This is a genomic window from Janthinobacterium sp. GW821-FHT03C08, from assembly GCF_059420905.1.
Genome location: NZ_JBWKUP010000010.1, coordinates 39,447 through 56,939, shown reverse-complemented (window position 1 = coordinate 56,939; position 17,493 = coordinate 39,447). Strand labels below are relative to the sequence as shown.

Here is a 17,493-nt window from a genome sequence, read left to right as displayed (position 1 = left end):
GGGCATGGCCGACATGGTGGTGGTGCGCAAGGAAGGCTTGTACTGCGTGCCGGGGCAGTTCTACATCGACCCGTGGCGTCCCGTCGAGCGGGCCGTCATCACGCATGCGCATGCGGATCACGCGCGCGTGGGGCACCGGCACTACCTGTGTGCGGCGCCCGGCGCGCAGGTGCTGCGCGCGCGCCTGGGCCCCGTTTCCCTCCAGGGCCTCGCGTACGGCGAGACGGTCGAGCACCATGGCGTGCGCGTGTCGCTGCACCCGGCCGGCCACGTGCTCGGTTCGGCCCAGGTGCGCATGGAGCACGGCGGCGACGTGTGGGTGGCCTCGGGCGACTACAAGCTGCAGCCGGACCCCACCTGCGCGCCATTCGAACCCGTGCGCTGTGATACGTTTATCACGGAATCGACGTTCGGCCTGCCCATCTACCGCTGGCAGGCGCCGCAGGAAATCAATGACGAGATCAACCAGTGGTGGCGCAGGAATGCGGCAGAAGGGCGCACCAGCGTGCTGTTCTGCTATGCCTTCGGCAAGGCGCAGCGCATCCTGGCGGGCCTCGACGCCGCCATCGGTCCCATTATCTGCCATGGCGCGGCGCAGGCCTTGACGCAGGTCTACCGCGAATCGGGCGTGGCCTTGCCCGCCACCGTCATGGTGGACGAGGTGACGGACAAGGCGGTCCTGAAGACGGCCATGGTGATCGCGCCGCCGTCGGCGGCCGCTTCGCCATGGATGAAGCGCTTCGGCGACTACAGCGATGCGTTCGCCAGCGGCTGGATGCTGCTGCGGGGCGCGCGCCGGCGGCGCGGCGTGGACCGCGGTTTCGTCCTGTCCGACCATGCCGACTGGCCCGGCCTGATGCAAGCCATCACGGCCACGCAGGCCGAACGCGTCATCGTCACGCATGGCGCGATCCCCGTGATGGTGCGCTGGCTGCAGCAGAACGGCTGGCAGGCGGGCGGCTTCGCGACGGAATATGGCGACGAGGAGGCCGATGACGGCGTGCCCGTGGCATCCACGGCGCAGGCGGAGGAAGGTCCCCATGCGTGACTTTGCCCGGCTGTATGCGGAACTCGACGAGACCACGTCCACCAGCCGCAAGCTGGCGGCCCTGCAGGCGTATTTCCAGCGCGCCGCGCCGCAGGACGCGGCCTGGGCCGTGTATTTCCTGGCCGGCGGCAAGCCGCGCCAGGCCGTGCCCACCAAGTTGCTGCGCGAGTACGCGACCGAACGGGCGGGCCTGGACGCCTGGCTGTTCGACGAGGCCTATCACGCCGTGGGCGACCTGGCCGAAACCATCGCCCTGATCCTGCCCGCGCCTGGCAAGCGCAGCGACATCGGTCTGGCCGAGTGGATCGAGCAGCGCATCGCGCCCCTGCGCGGCGCGCCGCCGGACGCCATCCGCGCGGCCCTGCTGGCCTACTGGGACGAGCTGGAAACGCGCGAACGCTTTCTACTCATCAAGCTGATCGGCGGCGGCTTTCGCGTGGGCGTGTCGAAACTGCTGGTGACGCGGGCGCTGGCGTCCATCGCCGCCATCGACAGCAAGCTCGTCGCCCAGCGCCTGATGGGCTGGACGGATGGCAAGGTCAGCCCCACGGGCGCCGGATTTCTCAAGCTGATCGGCGCGCAGTCCGATGGCGAGCACGCGCTGCGCGGCGGCCAGCCCTATCCTTTCTTCCTCGCCCATCCCCTGCAGGCGGGACCGGAAATCCTGGGCGACATCGGCGACTGGCTGGTGGAATGGAAATACGATGGCATGCGCGCCCAACTGCTGCGCCGCGACGGCGCCAGCTGGCTGTGGTCGCGCGGCGAGGAACTGATCACGGAGCGCTTTCCCGAGCTGGCGCAGCTGCCCCTGCCGGAAGGCACCGTGCTCGATGGCGAAATCCTCGTCTGGCAGCCGGGCGAGGTGCCGTCCGCGTTTGCCGACCTGCAAAAGCGCATGGGCCGCAAGACGCTGCCTGTCAAACTGCTGCCCAGGCTGCTGGCCGAACTGCCGGCCGTGCTGGTGGCCTACGACGTGCTGGAATGCGACGGCGTGGATGTGCGCCACCTGCCGCAGCACGAACGGCGCGCCCTGCTGGAAACCTTGGTGGCTGCCGTGGACGCTCCCGCGCTGCGCCTGTCGCCGCGCATCGAAGCGGCAAGCTGGGACGCGCTGGCCGCCATCCGCGAGGAATCGCGGGCGCGCGGCGTGGAAGGCATGATGCTCAAGGCCGTGTCGGCCGCGTATGGCGTGGGCCGCACGAAGGACGTGGGCACGTGGTGGAAATGGAAGATCGACCCCTACGCCGTCGATGCCGTGCTGATCTACGCGCAGGCGGGCCATGGCCGCCGCGCCTCGCTGTACACGGACTACACCTTCGCCGTCTGGGATGAGGAAGGGGAGGGCGAACGCAAGCTGGTGCCGTTCGCCAAGGCGTATTCGGGCCTGACGGACGCAGAGATCGGCCAGGTCGATGCCGCCATCCGCAAGACCACCATCGAAAAATTCGGCCCCGTGCGCAGCGTCAAGCCGACCATGGTGTTCGAGATCGGCTTCGAGGGCATCGCCGCGTCCGGCCGCCACAAGGCGGGCATCGCCGTGCGCTTCCCCCGCATCCTGCGCCGGCGCGAGGACAAGGCCATCGGCGAGGCCGACACCCTGGCCACACTGAAGGCCATGCTGGCCGGCGCCCCGTGAAAGGCGTCCCATGAGCAAAAGCGCGCTGGCGCAGCGCATCGACGCCTGGTTCCTCGGGCGCGGCTGGAAGGTGTTTCCGTTTCAGCGCGGCGTCTGGCGCGCGGCCGCACAGGGGCGATCCGGCTTGCTGCATGCGAGCACGGGTTCCGGCAAGACGTATGCGGTCTGGTTCGGCGCCCTGCTGCGCGCCGAGCGCCTGGCGGGCAAGGGCCGCAAGCAGGGCTTGCGTGTGCTGTGGATCACGCCCATGCGCGCGCTGGCGGCCGACACGGTGCGCGCCCTGCAGGCCTCCGGCGCGGATCTCGCGCCCGGCTGGCGCATCGAGGCGCGCACGGGCGACACCAGCGCGGCGCAGCGGGCAAGGCAAGCCAGGGCCTGGCCCGACGTGCTCGTCACGACGCCGGAAAGCCTGTCCCTGATGCTGAGCCAGGCCGATGCACGGGAACGCTTCGCCTTGCTGGAAACGGTGATCGTCGACGAATGGCACGAATTGATGGGCAGCAAGCGCGGCGTGCAGGTGCAGCTGGCGCTGGCCCGCCTGCGTAGCTGGCAGGAAACCCTGATGACGTGGGGCCTGTCGGCCACCCTGGGCAACCTGGTGCAGGCGCAGGACGTGCTGCTGGGCGAAGACAATGACGGCGTGCTGGTCGAAGGCAAAGTCAGGAAGCGCATCCTCGTCGACAGTTTGATCCCCGTCAATCCCACGCGCTTCCCCTGGGGCGGCCACCTGGGCATCCAGATGCTGCAGCCGCTGATCGCGGAAATCGAGGGCAGCGCCACCACCCTGGTGTTCACCAACACGCGCTCGCAGGCGGAGCTGTGGTACCAGCATTTGCTCGATGCGCGGCCCGACTGGGCGGGCTTGATCGCCCTGCACCACGGTTCGCTGGACCGCGAAGTGCGCGAGTGGGTCGAGCAGCATGTGAAGACGGGCGAACTGAAAGCCGTCGTGTGCACGTCCAGCCTGGACCTGGGCGTGGATTTCCTGCCCGTCGAACGGGTGCTGCAGGTGGGCAGCGCGAAGGGCATCGCCCGCCTGGTGCAGCGGGCCGGGCGCAGCGGCCACGCGCCGGGACGCATGTCGCGCGTCACCCTGGTGCCCACCAACAGCCTGGAATTGCTGGAAGCGGCCGGTGCCCGCGCCGCCCTGGCGCTGGGCCACCTGGAAGCGCGGCCCGTGCCGGACAAGCCGCTCGACGTGCTGGTGCAGCACCTGGTGACGGTAGCCCTGGGCGGCGGTTTTACGTCGCCGGCGCTGTACGGGGAAGTGCGCATGGCGTGGTCCTACCGCCACCTGACGCCCGGCGAGTGGCAATGGGCGCTTGACTTCGTCGCGCGCGGCGGCCAAAGCCTGACCGTGTATCCCGAATACCGCAGGGTGCTGCCGGACGATGCCGGCGTCTACCGCGTGCCGGACGCGGCGCTGGCGCGGCGCCACCGCATGAGCATCGGCACCATCGTGTCGGAGGCGGCGATCCAGGTCAAGTTCATGAGCGGCGGCAGGATAGGCAGCATCGAGGAATCGTTCATTTCGCGCCTGCGGCAGGGCGACCATTTTTTGTTTGGCGGGCGCATCCTGGAATTCGTGCGCGTGCACGAGATGACGGCGTATGTACGGCGCGCAACGGGCAGCCGGGGCGCCGTGCCGCGCTGGCAGGGTGGCAAGATGCCGCTGTCGTCGGAACTGGCGCATGCCGTGCTGGACCAGCTGCAGCTGGCGCAGGAGGGGCGGGCCAGCGGGCCGGAAATGCGCGCGCTGGCGCCCCTGCTGGCCATCCAGGCGCGCTGGTCCGCCTTGCCCACGCGCACGGCCCTGCTGGTGGAAACCCTGTCCAGCCGGGAAGGGCGGCACCTGTTCGTGTACCCGTTCGCGGGCCGCTCCGTGCACCTGGGCCTGGCCTCGCTGCTGGCCTACCGCATCGCCCGCTTGCAGCCGGCCACCTTGTCCATCGCCGTCAACGACTACGGCTTTGAATTGCTGGGCGCCAGCGAACTTGACTACGGCCCCCTGTTCGATGGGGCCACGGGCGCCGGGCTGGCACTGTTCAGCACGCAGCACTTGCTGGAAGACGTGCTGGCCAGCCTGAACGCGACGGAACTGTCGCAGCGGCGCTTTCGCGAAATCGCCCGCATCGCCGGCCTCGTGTTCCAGGGCTATCCGGGCCAGCCGAAGAGCGCGCGCCAGCTGCAGGCGTCGTCCTCGCTGTTCTTCGAAGTGTTCCGCAAGCATGATGCGGCCAACTTGCTGCTGAGCCAGGCGCAGCGCGAAGTGCTGGAGCAGGAACTGGAACTGACGCGCCTGCGCGCCACCCTGCACGAGCTGCATGGCCGCACGATTGCCCTGCAGCCCCTGGAGCGCGCTTCACCCTTCGCCTTCGGCCTGATGGTCGAGCGCTTCCGCGAACAGTTGACGACGGAAAAGCTGTCGGACCGGGTGGCGCGCCTCGTCAGTGCGCTGGAAAAGGCGGCCGCATGAACGGCCAGCGCCCAGCGCATTGCGTCGTGGAACTGGCGGGAGAGCAGCTGTGGCTGCTGGCGCACAAGGCCGTGTACTGGCCGGCGCGCAGGATGCTGGTCGTGGCCGACATCCATTTCGGCAAGGCGGCCGCCTTCCGCGCGCTGGGCGTGCCCGTGCCACGCGGCACCACCACGCAAAACCTGCTGGCGCTGGACGCCTTGCTGGCCACCTACGCCAGCGAGGAGATCGTCTTCCTGGGCGACTTCCTGCACGCGCGCGCCGCCCACGCGCCCGCCACCGTGGCGGCCATGCTGGCCTGGCGCGCGCGCCATCCCGGCCTGCGCCTGACGGTGGTGCGCGGCAACCATGACCAGCATGCGGGCGACCCGGCGGCGGCGCTGGGCATCCGCATGGCCGACGAGCCGCACACGGTGGGAAATGTGTCGTTCTGCCATCATCCGGACACCGCGGCAGCCGGCCATGTGCTGGCGGGCCACGTGCATCCCGTGTTTCACCTGCGCGCCGCACGCGGCGGCCTGCGCCTGCCATGCTTCCTGCTGGGACAGGAACGCACCATCCTGCCCTCGTTCGGCGCCTTCACGGGCGGCCACGCGGTGCGGCCGGCCGCAGGTGAGCGCGTGTACGTGACGGCCGATGCGGCCATCTTTCCCGTCCCCCTGTAACTGCTGAGTGTCTGGTACTTTTGGTAAAAAACTGAAAGTAACTTCGCCACCAAGGGCGGGACTCTTCCTACATCAGCGCTTGCCATCCTCCTATTTCTTGCACCCCATGCGCGCACTAATATGACGTCTCCCTTGCCATGCGCGGGGAAGAATTGCATGCACTGTTTTCTGATTCTATCGATCAAGGAGATCATCATGGCCACATCGAGCGACAATAAACAGCAGGGTAGTAAAACCAGTAGCAGCGCCGGTAGCGGCGGCGGCAGCAAGCAGAGCGATACCAGCAAGCGTGGCTTCGCGTCCATGGACCCGGCGCAGCAGCGCGAAATCGCCAGCGAAGGGGGGCGCGCTGCCCATGAAAAGGGCACGGCGCATGAGTTCACGTCCGAGGAAGCACGCCGCGCAGGCAGCCAAAGCCACAAGAACGATGCCAACCGGCAAAGTGCCGCCAGTTCCGGCGGCACGCGCGACAATGCCAGCATGAACCAGGACGGCAATCGCGACAGTGGCAACAAGCAAAGCGGCGGACAAGGTTCCGGCTCGGGCTCTGCTTCGCGCAACAAGTAAGGCAGGCCGCACGGCGCACGTGGCCGGTGGATGGCCGACGCATGCCTGCCCGGCATCGGTCGGTCACGTGCAGCGCATTTCGCAGTTGCAGCCGTCAAAATTTTGATGCAATGCAGCAGGCATGGACTATGATGAATGAGCGGCGCCGGCAAGGCGGCGGTTATCGGCCCCTTGCTTGTGCGCACGCACTCCGCACGCAATCCGCAGTCAATGATCAGGGAGAAGATGATGGGCAACTTCACCACGCCACAGCCAGGCAATAGCCAGGGCGGCGCGCCGTCCACGGCAGGCAGCAAGCAAAGCACGGCCGACGCGGCCGAGAGCTTTGTGCTGGTCGATAGCGAGCAAGGGATCGATATCGGCGACGATCTGTTTTCCATCGGCGAAGTGCGGCGTGCCGACCGCCTGCCGCATCACCAGTCCGGCTCGGCCGGCCAGAGCCGCCAGAGCGCCGACGATGCGCCCGACACGACGGGCAGCACGGGCGTCTGATCCGCGCTGACCCGTCAAGCGTCGCCTGACCATCCTCCTTGGGCCAGTTGCAGGACGTGCGCCCGCACGTCCGCTGGCCAATCCTGCACGCACGCCAGAAATGCCTGCTGCCGCCCGGCGAACAGGGCGCGGCAGGCTTCCTCGAAGCCGGGCGCATCGCCGGCGAGCGCGCTCATGACTTTATAGGCCGCTTCGCGCGCCTGGCGCTGCTCGTCCTGCGCCTTGTTACCCCGCTGCGCATGTTCCACCAGTTTGCGCAAGGCGACGGAGGCGCCGCCCGGCTGCGTGGCCAGCCATTCCCAGTGACGGGGCAGCAAGGTGATCTCGCGCGCCACCACGCCCAGTTTCGGCCGCCCCGCCGTGCGGGCAGGAGCGGGCGCATCCGGCGCCTGCGGTGCCGGCGCGCGCGGCAGGCGCTGCAGCACCTCGTCCAGGCTGCCATGCAGGTTGAGGTCCACCTGGCTGCCGCTGGCGTCGTCAAAGATGAGGATTTGTGCTGCGGGGTCGCGCATCACCAGTTCCTTCAGCGACTGCGCCACGTCGTGCAAGGGGCCTGCGGCGACTTTCCGTTGGCCGGCAAAGGCGGTGTAGCGGGGTGCGGCGGGGATAGCGGTCTGCATGTGGGCCTCCATGGATAAGGCAGGCAATTTTACCCGGGTTAAAATGAAAGTCAATAACACCCGGGTAAAATAGTGCGATCCTGCTACAGGTCGACCCGGCCGTGTTCCCCCACGTCCTTCGGCGGCTCGCCCGTGATGGCGGCCTTGGCCATTTCATAGAATTGCATCATCTTGCTGGCGCTGCTGTCCCAGTATTCGGCCGACTGTATCGTCACCTTGATCAGCGACAGCTTTGGATCGTCGAGCCCGCCGGGGAACCAGGCTTTCACGAGCGGGCTCCACAGTTCTTCCGCCTTGGCGCGGTCTTTCAGCAGCTGCGCATGGCCGCAGACGGACACGTACAGGCTGTCGCCCGTGTCGACGAAGCTGACATTGACTTGCGGGTTATTCAGCAAATCGCGCGCATAGCTGGCGTCGTCCGACACAAAAAACCAGATCTGCCCGTCATTGTCGATTTGCTGCTGGGTCAAGGGCCGGCTGGTCAGCGTGCGCATGTCGTCGCTGGTGGTGAGCATGCCGAATTTGACGCTCTTGATCCTGGCCGCGATGCCGGCCAGTTGTTCGCTGGAATACTGTTGCATGGTGTGCTCCCCCGTTGATTGTCCTGAACAAAGCATAGGCGGGCACGGCATGCGGCTCTGTACGCCAGCTTACGTAACGGGCTTGCCGGCCTGCGCCGCGCCATGTTTCAAAGTTGTTACAAAACGCCGCCCTCGCGGACGGTCCCATGTATTGACTTAATAAATGATAATCATTATCATTTGTTTGAAACTATGGGCATGGAGCGGGATGGAAGGATGGGAATGAAGCACACTGACTTGTCGCGCCACGTGGCGCGCTGCCTGCCGGGAGCGGTCCATGGCTAAGGCGGACACTGCAGACAAGGCGAAGAACAACGCCAGCCGCGCCGTCTGGCTGAAGAATTTGCACCAATGGCATTGGATCAGCTCGGCGCTTTGCCTGCTGGGCATGTTTCTGTTCGCCATTACCGGCATCACCCTGAACCACGCCAGCCAGATCGAGGCCAAGCCCTCCATCACGCGCCAGCAGGCGACCCTGCCGGGCCCTTTGGTCACGCAACTGGCCGCCTTTGCCGCCCAGCATGACGGCGCCAACGCGCCCCTGCCGGCCGCCGCCGAGCGCTGGCTTACGCAGCAATGGTCGCTCAATGCGGGCGGCCGTGCCGCCGAATGGAGCGCCGACGAAGTGTATCTGCCGCTGCCCAAGGCGGGCGGCGACGCCTGGGTGCGCATCGGCCTGGAAGACGGGGCCGCCGAATATGAATTGACGGACCGGGGCTGGGTGTCCTGGCTCAACGATGTCCACAAGGGCCGCAACACGGGCGTGGCCTGGAACTGGTTCATCGACATCTTTGCCGGCGCCTGCCTCGTGTTTTGCCTGACTGGCCTGCTGATTTTGAAGTTCCACGCGGCCAACCGGCCATTTACCTGGCCGATGGTTGGCCTCGGTATCTTGATACCCTGCGCGATCGCCTTGCTGTTTATTCATTGATCGTTTTTATTCTCCTTTTTACAGGCACACCATGAAATTACGCTACTCCCTGGCGCTTGGCCTTCCCCTGATCGGCACGTCGGCGATGGCAGCCGACCTGTCCCTCAAGATTGAAATTCCGCAACTGAACGTGGCGGAGTACCACCGTCCGTACGTGGCGGCATGGCTGGAAACGGCAGACCAGAAGGTAGTGGGCAACCTGGCCGTGCTGTACGACGTGAAGAAGAAGGACAAGGCGGGCGAAAAATGGCTGAAGGACATGCGCCAGTGGTGGCGCAAGAGCGGCCGCGACCTGGCCATGCCCGTCGATGGCGTCAGCGGCGCCACGCGCGCGCCCGGTGAACACACGCTGACCTTCCCCGGCGCCAAGGCCTTGCTCGACAAGCTGCCGGCCGGCGAATACCAGGTCGTGGTGGAAGCGGCGCGCGAAGCGGGCGGCCGCGAACTGGTGCGCGTGCCGTTCCAGTGGCCGCTGAAGTCGGCCCAGTCCGTGCCTGGCAAGGGCAAGGAAGAACTCGGCAATGTCGTCGTCCAACTCAAACCTTAAGGCGCCCCCATCATGTTCAAGCAACTGAATAAACCGCTGATCGCCCTGGCCCTGGCCGGCCTGGCCATGAACGCCCACGCCCACCGCGGCTGGATGGTGCCATCGAGCACGATGGTGGAAAGCAAGGACGCCTGGGTCACGGTGGACGCCGCCGTGTCCGACGGCCTGTTCGAGATCGACCACCAGCCGCTGCGCCTGGACGCGCTGCAGGTAACGGGCCCGGATGGCGCGCCAGTCGCGCCGGCGAATACCCTGACGGGCCGGCTGCGCAGCGTGTTTGACGTCAAGATGGAAAAGCCGGGCACCTACAAGGCGGCCATCGTGTCGCAAAACGTGATGGGCAGCTACACGGTGAACGGCGAGCAGAAGCGTTTCCGCGGCAATGAGGAAAGCTTCAAGAAGGACGTGCCGGCCGACGCGAAGGATGTGAAAGTGACGCGCACGGCAGCGCGCCTGGAAACCTTCTTCAGCAATGGCGAGACGAGCACGGAAGTGTTCAAGCCGACGGGCGTGGGCCTGGAATTCGTGCCCGTCACCCATCCGAACGACTTGCGCGCGGGCGAGAAAGCCACGTGGCGTTTCCTCATCGACGGCAAGCCGGCCGCCAACCAGGCCTTCAGCCTCGTGCCAGGTGGCGTGCGCTACCGTGGCGTGCTCGGTGAAATCCGCCAGAGCACGGATGCCAAGGGCGAGATCACGTTTACCTTGCCGGCCGCCGGCATGTATTACCTGAGCAGCACCTGGCCTGCGGCCGCCCCCGCCGTGGCCGGCCAGCCGCCCGTGATGCCGGAGCGCCGTGCCACCTACGCGGCTTCCGTGGAAGTGCTGCCGCAGTAAGCGGCGGTCCGTTCGCCAGCTTGCCGATGCGCCGGGTCCTGCTGCCCCAGCATATTTCCGATGAGGTCGCGCCGCCCGGCGCCGCGATCCGGGATTTGCGCGGCCTGTCCATGGGCACCAGCTGGTCCGTGCGCCTGCTGGAGTCCGCCATGCCGGGACGGGCCGGCAGCGCCGACCTGCAGCAGGGCTTGCAGCAGCAGCTCGACCTGGTCGTGGCGCAAATGAGCCACTGGGACGAGGACTCGGACCTGGGCCGCTTCAACCGGGCCGGGGCGGGCAGCTGGCACAGCCTGCCCGCGGCGTTTTGCGAAGTGCTGGGTTTTGCCATGCACGTGGCGCAGGCGTCCGGCGGCGCGTATGACCCGTGCGCGGGCGCCCTCGTCAATCTGTGGGGCTTCGGCCCCCGCAACCGCTACGACCAGCCCGGCTTCCTGCCGCCGAAAGACGATACGGTGGCCCTGCTGCTGTCGCAGCGCCAGCGCCGCCGCCTGGAACTGGACTTGCCGGCCCGCCGCGCGCGCCAGCCCGGCGGCTTGCAGCTGGACCTGTCCGCCATCGCCAAGGGCTATGGCGTGGACCGCCTGGCCCGCTACCTGGACAGCCAGGGCATCCATCACTACCTGGTCGAAGTGGGCGGCGAGCTGCGCGGCGCCGGCAGCAAGCCCGACGGCCAGCCCTGGTGGGTCATGCTGGAACAGGTCGATGGCGCCGCCGATAGTGCCGATAAGGCACGGCATCCGGCGGAAATGCTGCTGGCGCTGCATGGCCTGTCCGTGGCGACGTCGGGCGACTACAGGCGTTTCTATGACGACGGCACGGTGCGTTTCTCCCATACGATCGATCCCCGCAGCGGCATGCCGATCGCCAATCAACTCGCGTCCGTCACCGTCGTGCATGCCGAGTGCATGGCGGCCGACGCCTGGTCGACGGCCCTGACGGTGCTGGGCGTTGATGCCGGCATGGCGCTGGCCGAAGAGCAGGGCCTGGCCGCGCGCTTCCTGCAGCGCGACGGCGAAGGCTACCGCGAATTTCTGAGCAGCCAGCTGCTGGCCATGCTCGACGAATGAAGATTTATTTCCCATGATTTTTACGCACGATACGACGCGGCTGGCCATGCTGGCCGCCCTGTCCCTCAGCTATGCAGGCGTGTGCCTGGCACCGTGGCTGCGCGCGCGCAGCAAGCGCCGCGCGTCCGATGCCGCCAGGGCGGCCCTGGCCCATAGCCGTCCCTGGCTGGTGGCGTATGCGAGCCAGACGGGCAATGCCGAAGAACTGGCCACGCAAACGGCGCAGAGCCTGCAACTGGCCGGCATTGCCGTGCGCCTGTGCCCGCTCGCCGAGCTGACGGCCGTGGATCTGCAGCAAGCGGAGCGCGCCTTGTTCCTGGTCAGCACCTATGGCGAAGGCGACGCGCCCGACAATGCGGCCGCCTTCATGGGCCGGCTGATGACGGGCGGGCTGGCGCTGCCGCAACTGCATTACGCCGTGCTGGCCCTGGGCGACCGCAGCTATGGCCAGTATTGCGGCTTTGGCCGCGCGCTCGACGCCTGGCTGGCGGCCCAGGGCGCTTCGCGCCTGTTCGAGCGCATCGAGGTCGACCGCAGCGCCAGCGCCGCCATCGAGCAATGGTTCCAGCACCTGAGCCACCTGGCCGGCACCAGCGACGCGCCCGACTGGAGCGCGCCCGCCTTTGGCGAGTGGCGCCTGACGCGCAGGCAGCTGCTGAATCCCGGCAGCGCGGGCGGCGCCATCTATCACGTGGAACTGGCGCCCGTGGCCGGCAGCCTGCCTGACTGGCAGTCGGGCGACCTGGTGCAGGTGGCCGCGCCGCTTGATCCTGCGCAACCGCGCGAATATTCCATCGCCTCGATCCCGCGCGATGGCAGCGTGCACTTGCTGGTGCGCCAGCATGCGCATCCCGACGGCAGCCTGGGCCTGGCCTCGGGCTGGCTGACGGCGCAGGCGGCCGTCGGCGACGTGGTACAGCTGCGCCTGCGCCAGCACCGGCGTTTCCGCCTGGAAGACAATGCCCGGCGTCCCTTGATTCTGATCGGCAACGGCAGCGGCATCGCGGGCTTGCGCGGCCACCTGAAAAGCCGCGTGCTGGCGGGACAGCGGCGCAACTGGCTGATCTTTGGCGAACGCAACCTTGCCCATGATTTCCACTATCGGGAAGAAATCGAAGGCTGGCATGCGAGCGGCGACCTGCCGCGCCTGGACCTGGCGTTTTCGCGCGACCAGGCGGAGCGCACCTACGTGCAGGACCGCCTGCGCGGCAATGCCGACGAAGTCAGGCTGTGGCTGGAACAGGGCGCCGCCATCTACATCTGCGGCAGCCTGGCCGGTATGGCGGGCGGCGTCGACCAGGCCCTGCAGGAGATGCTGGGCCGCCCCGCGCTCGACGCGCTGGCCGCGGAAGGGCGCTACCGCCGCGACGTCTACTGAGTTTTTTCGCGCCGCCAGCGCGTTCGCGCGCGGGCGGCTATGATGGTTGTTTCTTCCAGGGAGAACCATCATGAGCGACAGTATCTACGACATTCCCTTGCGCCGCATCAATGGCGACTCCAGCAGCCTGGACGCGTATCGCGGCAAGGTGGTGCTGGTGGTCAACGTGGCATCCGCCTGCGGCCTGACGCCCCAGTACGCAGGGCTGGAAAAACTCTACGCCGACAAGCAGGCCGAGGGCCTGGTAGTGGCCGGCTTTCCCGCCAATGAATTCGGCGCGCAGGAACCGGGCAGCAATGCCGAGATCGCGGACTTTTGCCGCGGCACCTTTGGCGTGCAATTTCCCATGTTTGAAAAGATCGTCGTCAAGGGCCCGGGCCAGCATCCGCTGTACCAGCGCCTCGTGCAGGAGCAGCCGCGGGCGCAGGAAAAGCCGGGCAGCGATTTCCGCGCCAAGCTGGCCGGCTACGGCATCACGCAGGAACACCCCGGCGACGTGCTGTGGAATTTCGAGAAATTTTTGATCAGCAAGGAGGGCAAGGTGGTGGGACGCTTTGCGCCCGACACGACGGTGGACGACGCGATTCTGCGCGATGCCATCGCGCGCGAACTGGTGGCCTGAACGGGAAGGCATCGGCGGGCGGCGCCGACGTTGCGGCGCTGTCCGCGCCGCCCTTGTCCGTGCCTAGTCTGCCGTGTTCAGCATGGCAGGTTCCATTTCTCCGCTGACTTCCTGCAAGCCGCGCGCCAGGCTGGAAATGCTGGGATTGTCGATGAAGACGCAGCGCTTGCCCGTGCGCTTGCAGTAATCCTTCACGCGCCAGTAGGCGCTGTGGCTGATGCAGCCCGTCTGGCAAATCACCAGGTCGGCTGCTGCCAGGCTCGAATCGAGCAGGTTGGCATTGTCTTCCAGGCCGCCGTCGTGGTGGGCGAATTGCGCGCCCACCCGTTCGATCAGGGCGCGGTAGGTGGCGACATTGCCGCTGCGCCCGCCCACGCACAGCACGCTCTGATCGACGAGGCGGATGGGCATTTTCAGCTTGCCGCCCGTAGGTACTTCCAGTTTCGGCGCCGGCGGCGGCACGGCCGTGGCTTGGCGCGGTTGGGCCTGCTTCAATTCCGCGATTTGCTGGCGCAGTTCCTTTTCCCGCTCATCCATCTGCGCCAGGCGCTCGACCAGGCGCGTGCGCGATTCCAGCGCCGGGATGGCTGCCTGCAGCTGCGCCAGCTCCCCGCGCAAGTCCTCGATGATGCTGTCCTTGCCGATCGAGTCAAACCGCGTGCGCTGCAGCACGGCCTCCTGGCGCTCCAGTTCGCCCGTCTTTTCCTGCAGCATGGCCTGGCTGCGCTGCTGCAGCCTGGCCAGTTCGTGCGCCAGGCGCGCATTTTCCTCCTGCAGGGCCGTGAACTTGCCCATGTCGGCGCGCACGCATGCGCCTGCCTGATGCTGGATCATGTGCAGGTCGCGGCACATCTGCTCTTCCAGTTCCGCGTCGCAGCGCGGGTGCGTCAGGCCGGCCCAGAAGGCGCCCGACACGTCGCCGTTGGCGACGGCCGTGCGCCACAGTTCGGCCACTTGCTGCGTCGTCTTGGCGCCGCGAAAGCGCAGGATGACGGGCGCGTAGCGGCGTTCCAGTTCCTTCTGCAGCGCTTCGGACAGGCGGTTGCGCGCGCCGCATTCCGTCACGGCGCCCACGTGCACTTCGTAGTCGTCGGCCAGGACCCTGCCGCCCGTCATCTTGCCCACCAGCTTGCGCAAGTATCCCAGCGGCAAACCCACGCCCACCAGGGGGCAATGGCAGGTATGCGACAGTTCCCACAGGCGCCGGCGGCGCGAGGCAAGGGCGGTCGTGTCGGCCGCGCCGCTGGAACAATTGCTGATGACGGGCAGGGACTTGTCTTTGTCACACATGGCGATATCCTGGTGGGCGGTGAAAGGGAGTGGGGGCGGGGCAATTACTGGGGCTGGGGGACGGCGGGACGCCGGGGACCGAGCAGGCGGGTCAGGCGTTCGATAACTGTGGTCCTGGCAGGCGCAGGGCGGTGCAGGGCCGCCAGCGCGGCCCACTGCTGCGACAGCTGCTGGCAGGTGGCCTGCAGCACGGGACCGAGGTCGGGCAGGCCGGACAGCGCCTGCAGGTGGCGTTCGATGACGCCGACCAGTTTCGGGCAGGCGCCGTCCGCATGGTAGTGCGACATCAGGTGCAGCACGGCCGACAGCATCAACTCAGGCTGTTGCCCTTGCATGGACGAAAACTTCGAAGCAGGTTGGTCGGTCGCCATCAAACGCTCCTGTGCGGTGGTTTGGCTGGCTGGCGCGCACGCGGGGCGCGACTGGCTGGCGAGTGGGGTGGCTGGCTGCCGTGCGGTGTCAGGCAGTCAGGATCAGCTTGTTCAACTGGGTCACGCGCAGGCGATAGATCTTGCCGCTGTGTTCAATCTCCACTTCGCGGCCCTGCTGCAGCAGCGCTTCGCTGGTGATGCGGCGCGCCGGTTGCGCCACGCTGACGGGCGGACGGACGTGGGCGGTGGCGGCATCCTGGATCAAGGCTGGTTTTGAGCTTTGCATGTTGGGCTTTCTTTGTCTCAGTTGAGAATGATTCGTATTTGCATTATTCTTGAATGTGGCCCGAAAAGCAAGGCTTATTTTCGGGGAGTGCGGGGTGCGCGCGCAGACGGGGGCGGAAGGGGCTGGCAATGCGGCGCGCGCGGGGAGGGGACGCAAAAAAGACCCGGCGAGGCGTTTGCGCGCCTCGGCCGGGCCAAGCCTGTGCCAAGCTTGAATCTGGGATGGGGTTAAATGGTGGCCAGCAGTTGCGCGGAGGCCGTGGTGGCTGCTGCCGTATCGGCTTTCAGCTTGGCGGCGGCCAGCTGCTTGGCGCGCGAGCGCGATGGCGGCAGGCGGCGCAGGGTCTTCAGGGCATCCGGGTCCTTGATACCGATGGTGCGCTGGTCGACCGTGATGAGGCCGATTTCATTGAAGGCGGACAGGGTGCGGCTGACGGTTTCCAGGGTCAGGCCCAAATAGCTGCCGATTTCATGGCGCGTCATGCGCAGGTTGAACAGCTTGCTCGAGTAGCCCATCTGCGCGAAGCGGTCGGCCAGCGAGACGAGGAAGCGCGCCACGCGGGCTTCGGCGCTGAGGGCGCCCAGCATGCCGATCATGGCTTGCTCGCGCACCAGTTCGCGACTCATCACGCCGTACATGACGTTTTCCAGTTCCAGGTGGACCCGGCCCAGGGCCGTGAGCTTCTTGAACGGCAGCAGGATCAGGTCGCAGTCGGACAGGGCCACGGCTTCCGACGAATAATGGCGCGAGTGGATGCCGTCCACGCCCAGCATGTCGCCCTTCATGGGGAAGCTGAGCACCTGTTCATTGCCGAATTCGTCGATGAGCACGGTTTTCAGGAAGCCCGAGTTGACGATGTACAGGGTGTCGAAGGGCTGGCCGATGGTATGCACGCGCTGCCCCGTCTTGAATTGCACGTGCTGGAACAGCAGCTCGTCGGCGGCGATGGTGCAGGCGCTGGAGATATGCAGCAGTTCGCATACTTCCTTCAGGTTCGACCACAGCCGTCCCTGGCGCTGGCGTCCCGCTTCCATCGGGGCGGCAGGAGGCAGCGATGCTGGGGCAGGGCGGGTTTCAGGCGTTTGCGTGGACAGCATGTTCATCTCCTGGTGACAGGTAGTTCAGAGTTGAATGACGGAGTGCACACGGGCGGCGGGCACGGCGCAAGGGCTGGCGGCGCGCGTCCTGGCAGGTAGTGCTCAATTCGCTGAAGACTTGCTGTGTGATGAAATAACTTCCCAGCAACTTGATGACTGGTTTCAGTATGCCAACAACCTTGGGGAATTAATATCAGCAGTGGCTGAATATGGCAGTAGGAGCTGCGGTAGCTGATGTAGGATTGTTCCTACGCCTGGCAGCGCAGGAATGGGTGCTCATGTCTTGAAGGGGGACAGCAGCCGGTGGGCCACCGCGTACTGCACCATTTCCGATAGTGAACTCATGCCCATCTTTTGCATGATGCGCGTCTTGTGCGTGCTGACCGTCTTCACGCTCAGGTGCAAATTGTTGGCGATCTCCGTGATCGACTTGCCCGCCACCAGCAGCGAGAAGACTTCGAATTCGCGGTCCGACAGCTGTTTGTGCAGCAGGCTTTCATTCGGCATCATGATGTTGAGCACGAGCTGTTCCGCCACTTCGGCACTGATGTAGGGGCGTCCCGAGGCTACCTTGTGGATGGCGCCCACCAACTGCGTGCCCGCGCTCTCCTTGGTCAGGTAGCCTTGCGCCCCGGCGCGGATGGCGCGCACGGCATATTGCTCTTCCTCGTGCATGGTGAGGATGAGGATGGCCAGCTTGGGCGCTTCGCTGCGGATCTGCCGGATCAGGTCGACGCCGCTGCGCCCCGGCATCGACAGGTCCAGCAGCAGCAGGTCGAAGCCGCCCTGGCGCACGTGGTTGAGCACTTCGAAGCCGTCGATGGCTTCGCCGACGATGTCGATGTCCGGCGCGCCGTCGAGGATGCGCTTCAGGCCCTCGCGCATGATGGTGTGGTCGTCGGCAATCACAATGCGTATCATAGGCGGGCGATCTGGCGGGGCCTTGGCGGCCCCCGATGTTAGGAAACGGGTAAGATTGTCA

19 protein-coding genes are annotated in these 17,493 nt (G+C 66.6%); 12 read left to right on the top strand and 7 right to left on the bottom strand.

Annotated features, from left to right (window positions below; genetic code table 11):
- Nucleotides 1-4 precede the first annotated feature (4 nt).
- From AC07VL_RS15695 to AC07VL_RS15670, 6 genes are all read left to right on the top strand, one after another.
- Nucleotides 5-1,048 carry a ligase-associated DNA damage response exonuclease gene (locus AC07VL_RS15695; protein WP_494806680.1) on the top strand — a complete coding sequence of 348 codons (1,044 nt, stop codon included), beginning with the start codon at nucleotides 5-7 and terminating at the stop codon, nucleotides 1,046-1,048.
- Nucleotides 1,041-2,684 carry an ATP-dependent DNA ligase gene (locus AC07VL_RS15690; RefSeq protein WP_494806679.1) on the top strand — a complete coding sequence of 548 codons (1,644 nt, stop codon included), beginning with the start codon at nucleotides 1,041-1,043 and terminating at the stop codon, nucleotides 2,682-2,684. Before AC07VL_RS15695 ends, AC07VL_RS15690 begins: the two co-directional genes overlap by 8 nt.
- 10 nt (nucleotides 2,685-2,694) lie before the next feature.
- On the top strand, nucleotides 2,695-5,160 hold the full coding sequence (locus AC07VL_RS15685) for a ligase-associated DNA damage response DEXH box helicase (protein WP_494806678.1): 2,466 nt from the start codon (nucleotides 2,695-2,697) through the stop codon (nucleotides 5,158-5,160).
- Nucleotides 5,157-5,825, top strand: coding sequence for a ligase-associated DNA damage response endonuclease PdeM (gene pdeM / locus AC07VL_RS15680; RefSeq protein ID WP_494806677.1), 669 nt, complete (start codon nucleotides 5,157-5,159; stop codon nucleotides 5,823-5,825). The genes AC07VL_RS15685 and pdeM overlap by 4 nt, the downstream gene beginning before the upstream one ends.
- Before the next feature lie 195 nt (nucleotides 5,826-6,020).
- Complete coding sequence (locus tag AC07VL_RS15675; protein ID WP_290603354.1) at nucleotides 6,021-6,392, top strand: KGG domain-containing protein; 372 nt, start codon at nucleotides 6,021-6,023, stop codon at nucleotides 6,390-6,392.
- Nucleotides 6,393-6,617: 225 nt separating this feature from the next.
- Nucleotides 6,618-6,884, top strand: a complete 267-nt coding sequence (locus AC07VL_RS15670; protein WP_494806676.1) for a hypothetical protein — start codon at nucleotides 6,618-6,620, stop codon at nucleotides 6,882-6,884.
- 14 nt (nucleotides 6,885-6,898) lie between these two features.
- On the opposite strand, the gene AC07VL_RS15665 is transcribed toward AC07VL_RS15670, so the two are convergent.
- Both AC07VL_RS15665 and AC07VL_RS15660 read right to left on the bottom strand, forming a co-directional pair.
- Nucleotides 6,899-7,504 carry a DUF2239 family protein gene (locus AC07VL_RS15665; protein ID WP_494806675.1) on the bottom strand — a complete coding sequence of 202 codons (606 nt, stop codon included), beginning with the start codon at nucleotides 7,502-7,504 and terminating at the stop codon, nucleotides 6,899-6,901.
- Nucleotides 7,505-7,587: 83 nt separating this feature from the next.
- A complete protein-coding gene (locus AC07VL_RS15660; RefSeq protein WP_494806674.1) occupies nucleotides 7,588-8,085 on the bottom strand; it encodes a pyridoxamine 5'-phosphate oxidase family protein in 498 nt (165 codons plus the stop codon).
- A gap of 277 nt (nucleotides 8,086-8,362) precedes the next feature.
- On the opposite strand from AC07VL_RS15660, the gene AC07VL_RS15655 reads away from it, so the two are divergent.
- The 6 genes from AC07VL_RS15655 to AC07VL_RS15630 all read left to right on the top strand — a co-directional run bounded on the left by AC07VL_RS15655 (nucleotide 8,363) and on the right by AC07VL_RS15630 (nucleotide 13,467).
- Nucleotides 8,363-9,016, top strand: a complete 654-nt coding sequence (locus AC07VL_RS15655) for a PepSY-associated TM helix domain-containing protein (protein WP_494806673.1) — start codon at nucleotides 8,363-8,365, stop codon at nucleotides 9,014-9,016.
- A 31-nt stretch (nucleotides 9,017-9,047) separates the two neighbouring features.
- Nucleotides 9,048-9,563, top strand: coding sequence for a DUF2271 domain-containing protein (locus tag AC07VL_RS15650; RefSeq protein WP_290603349.1), 516 nt, complete (start codon nucleotides 9,048-9,050; stop codon nucleotides 9,561-9,563).
- A 12-nt stretch (nucleotides 9,564-9,575) separates the two neighbouring features.
- The gene (locus AC07VL_RS15645; protein ID WP_494806672.1) at nucleotides 9,576-10,400 is read left to right on the top strand and encodes a DUF4198 domain-containing protein; all 825 of its coding nucleotides are present in this window, start codon (nucleotides 9,576-9,578) and stop codon (nucleotides 10,398-10,400) included.
- Nucleotides 10,401-10,426: 26 nt separating this feature from the next.
- Nucleotides 10,427-11,467 carry an FAD:protein FMN transferase gene (locus AC07VL_RS15640; RefSeq protein WP_494806671.1) on the top strand — a complete coding sequence of 347 codons (1,041 nt, stop codon included), beginning with the start codon at nucleotides 10,427-10,429 and terminating at the stop codon, nucleotides 11,465-11,467.
- Nucleotides 11,468-11,480: 13 nt separating this feature from the next.
- Entirely contained in the window at nucleotides 11,481-12,845 is a 1,365-nt protein-coding gene (locus AC07VL_RS15635; protein ID WP_494806670.1) for a sulfite reductase subunit alpha, read from the top strand.
- Between the two features lie 70 nt (nucleotides 12,846-12,915).
- Nucleotides 12,916-13,467, top strand: coding sequence for a glutathione peroxidase (locus AC07VL_RS15630; RefSeq protein ID WP_494806669.1), 552 nt, complete (start codon nucleotides 12,916-12,918; stop codon nucleotides 13,465-13,467).
- Between the two features lie 63 nt (nucleotides 13,468-13,530).
- Here the strand turns inward: AC07VL_RS15630 and AC07VL_RS15625 are convergent, their stop codons facing one another.
- From AC07VL_RS15625 to AC07VL_RS15605, 5 genes are all read right to left on the bottom strand, one after another.
- The gene (locus tag AC07VL_RS15625) at nucleotides 13,531-14,757 is read right to left on the bottom strand and encodes a DUF2325 domain-containing protein (RefSeq protein ID WP_494806668.1); all 1,227 of its coding nucleotides are present in this window, start codon (nucleotides 14,755-14,757) and stop codon (nucleotides 13,531-13,533) included.
- Between the two features lie 44 nt (nucleotides 14,758-14,801).
- Nucleotides 14,802-15,128: a hypothetical protein gene (locus AC07VL_RS15620; protein WP_494806667.1), complete on the bottom strand. Its 327-nt coding sequence runs from the start codon at nucleotides 15,126-15,128 to the stop codon at nucleotides 14,802-14,804.
- Between the two features lie 88 nt (nucleotides 15,129-15,216).
- Complete coding sequence (hemP, locus tag AC07VL_RS15615; RefSeq protein ID WP_166449765.1) at nucleotides 15,217-15,414, bottom strand: hemin uptake protein HemP; 198 nt, start codon at nucleotides 15,412-15,414, stop codon at nucleotides 15,217-15,219.
- A gap of 227 nt (nucleotides 15,415-15,641) precedes the next feature.
- The gene (locus AC07VL_RS15610) at nucleotides 15,642-16,448 is read right to left on the bottom strand and encodes a Crp/Fnr family transcriptional regulator (protein ID WP_494806838.1); all 807 of its coding nucleotides are present in this window, start codon (nucleotides 16,446-16,448) and stop codon (nucleotides 15,642-15,644) included.
- Between the two features lie 339 nt (nucleotides 16,449-16,787).
- Complete coding sequence (locus AC07VL_RS15605) at nucleotides 16,788-17,432, bottom strand: response regulator (protein ID WP_034750556.1); 645 nt, start codon at nucleotides 17,430-17,432, stop codon at nucleotides 16,788-16,790.
- Nucleotides 17,433-17,493 lie beyond the last annotated feature (61 nt).

Coding starts and splice junctions, on each gene's coding strand:
- AC07VL_RS15695 (WP_494806680.1), top strand. CDS start 5: ATGGCCGACATGGTGGTGGTGCGCAAGGAAGGCTTGTACTGCGTGCCG.
- AC07VL_RS15690 (WP_494806679.1), top strand. CDS start 1,041: ATGCGTGACTTTGCCCGGCTGTATGCGGAACTCGACGAGACCACGTCC.
- AC07VL_RS15685 (WP_494806678.1), top strand. CDS start 2,695: ATGAGCAAAAGCGCGCTGGCGCAGCGCATCGACGCCTGGTTCCTCGGG.
- pdeM (WP_494806677.1), top strand. CDS start 5,157: ATGAACGGCCAGCGCCCAGCGCATTGCGTCGTGGAACTGGCGGGAGAG.
- AC07VL_RS15675 (WP_290603354.1), top strand. CDS start 6,021: ATGGCCACATCGAGCGACAATAAACAGCAGGGTAGTAAAACCAGTAGC.
- AC07VL_RS15670 (WP_494806676.1), top strand. CDS start 6,618: ATGATGGGCAACTTCACCACGCCACAGCCAGGCAATAGCCAGGGCGGC.
- AC07VL_RS15665 (WP_494806675.1), bottom strand. CDS start 7,504: ATGCAGACCGCTATCCCCGCCGCACCCCGCTACACCGCCTTTGCCGGC.
- AC07VL_RS15660 (WP_494806674.1), bottom strand. CDS start 8,085: ATGCAACAGTATTCCAGCGAACAACTGGCCGGCATCGCGGCCAGGATC.
- AC07VL_RS15655 (WP_494806673.1), top strand. CDS start 8,363: ATGGCTAAGGCGGACACTGCAGACAAGGCGAAGAACAACGCCAGCCGC.
- AC07VL_RS15650 (WP_290603349.1), top strand. CDS start 9,048: ATGAAATTACGCTACTCCCTGGCGCTTGGCCTTCCCCTGATCGGCACG.
- AC07VL_RS15645 (WP_494806672.1), top strand. CDS start 9,576: ATGTTCAAGCAACTGAATAAACCGCTGATCGCCCTGGCCCTGGCCGGC.
- AC07VL_RS15640 (WP_494806671.1), top strand. CDS start 10,427: ATGCGCCGGGTCCTGCTGCCCCAGCATATTTCCGATGAGGTCGCGCCG.
- AC07VL_RS15635 (WP_494806670.1), top strand. CDS start 11,481: ATGATTTTTACGCACGATACGACGCGGCTGGCCATGCTGGCCGCCCTG.
- AC07VL_RS15630 (WP_494806669.1), top strand. CDS start 12,916: ATGAGCGACAGTATCTACGACATTCCCTTGCGCCGCATCAATGGCGAC.
- AC07VL_RS15625 (WP_494806668.1), bottom strand. CDS start 14,757: ATGTGTGACAAAGACAAGTCCCTGCCCGTCATCAGCAATTGTTCCAGC.
- AC07VL_RS15620 (WP_494806667.1), bottom strand. CDS start 15,128: ATGGCGACCGACCAACCTGCTTCGAAGTTTTCGTCCATGCAAGGGCAA.
- hemP (WP_166449765.1), bottom strand. CDS start 15,414: ATGCAAAGCTCAAAACCAGCCTTGATCCAGGATGCCGCCACCGCCCAC.
- AC07VL_RS15610 (WP_494806838.1), bottom strand. CDS start 16,448: ATGGAAGCGGGACGCCAGCGCCAGGGACGGCTGTGGTCGAACCTGAAG.
- AC07VL_RS15605 (WP_034750556.1), bottom strand. CDS start 17,432: ATGATACGCATTGTGATTGCCGACGACCACACCATCATGCGCGAGGGC.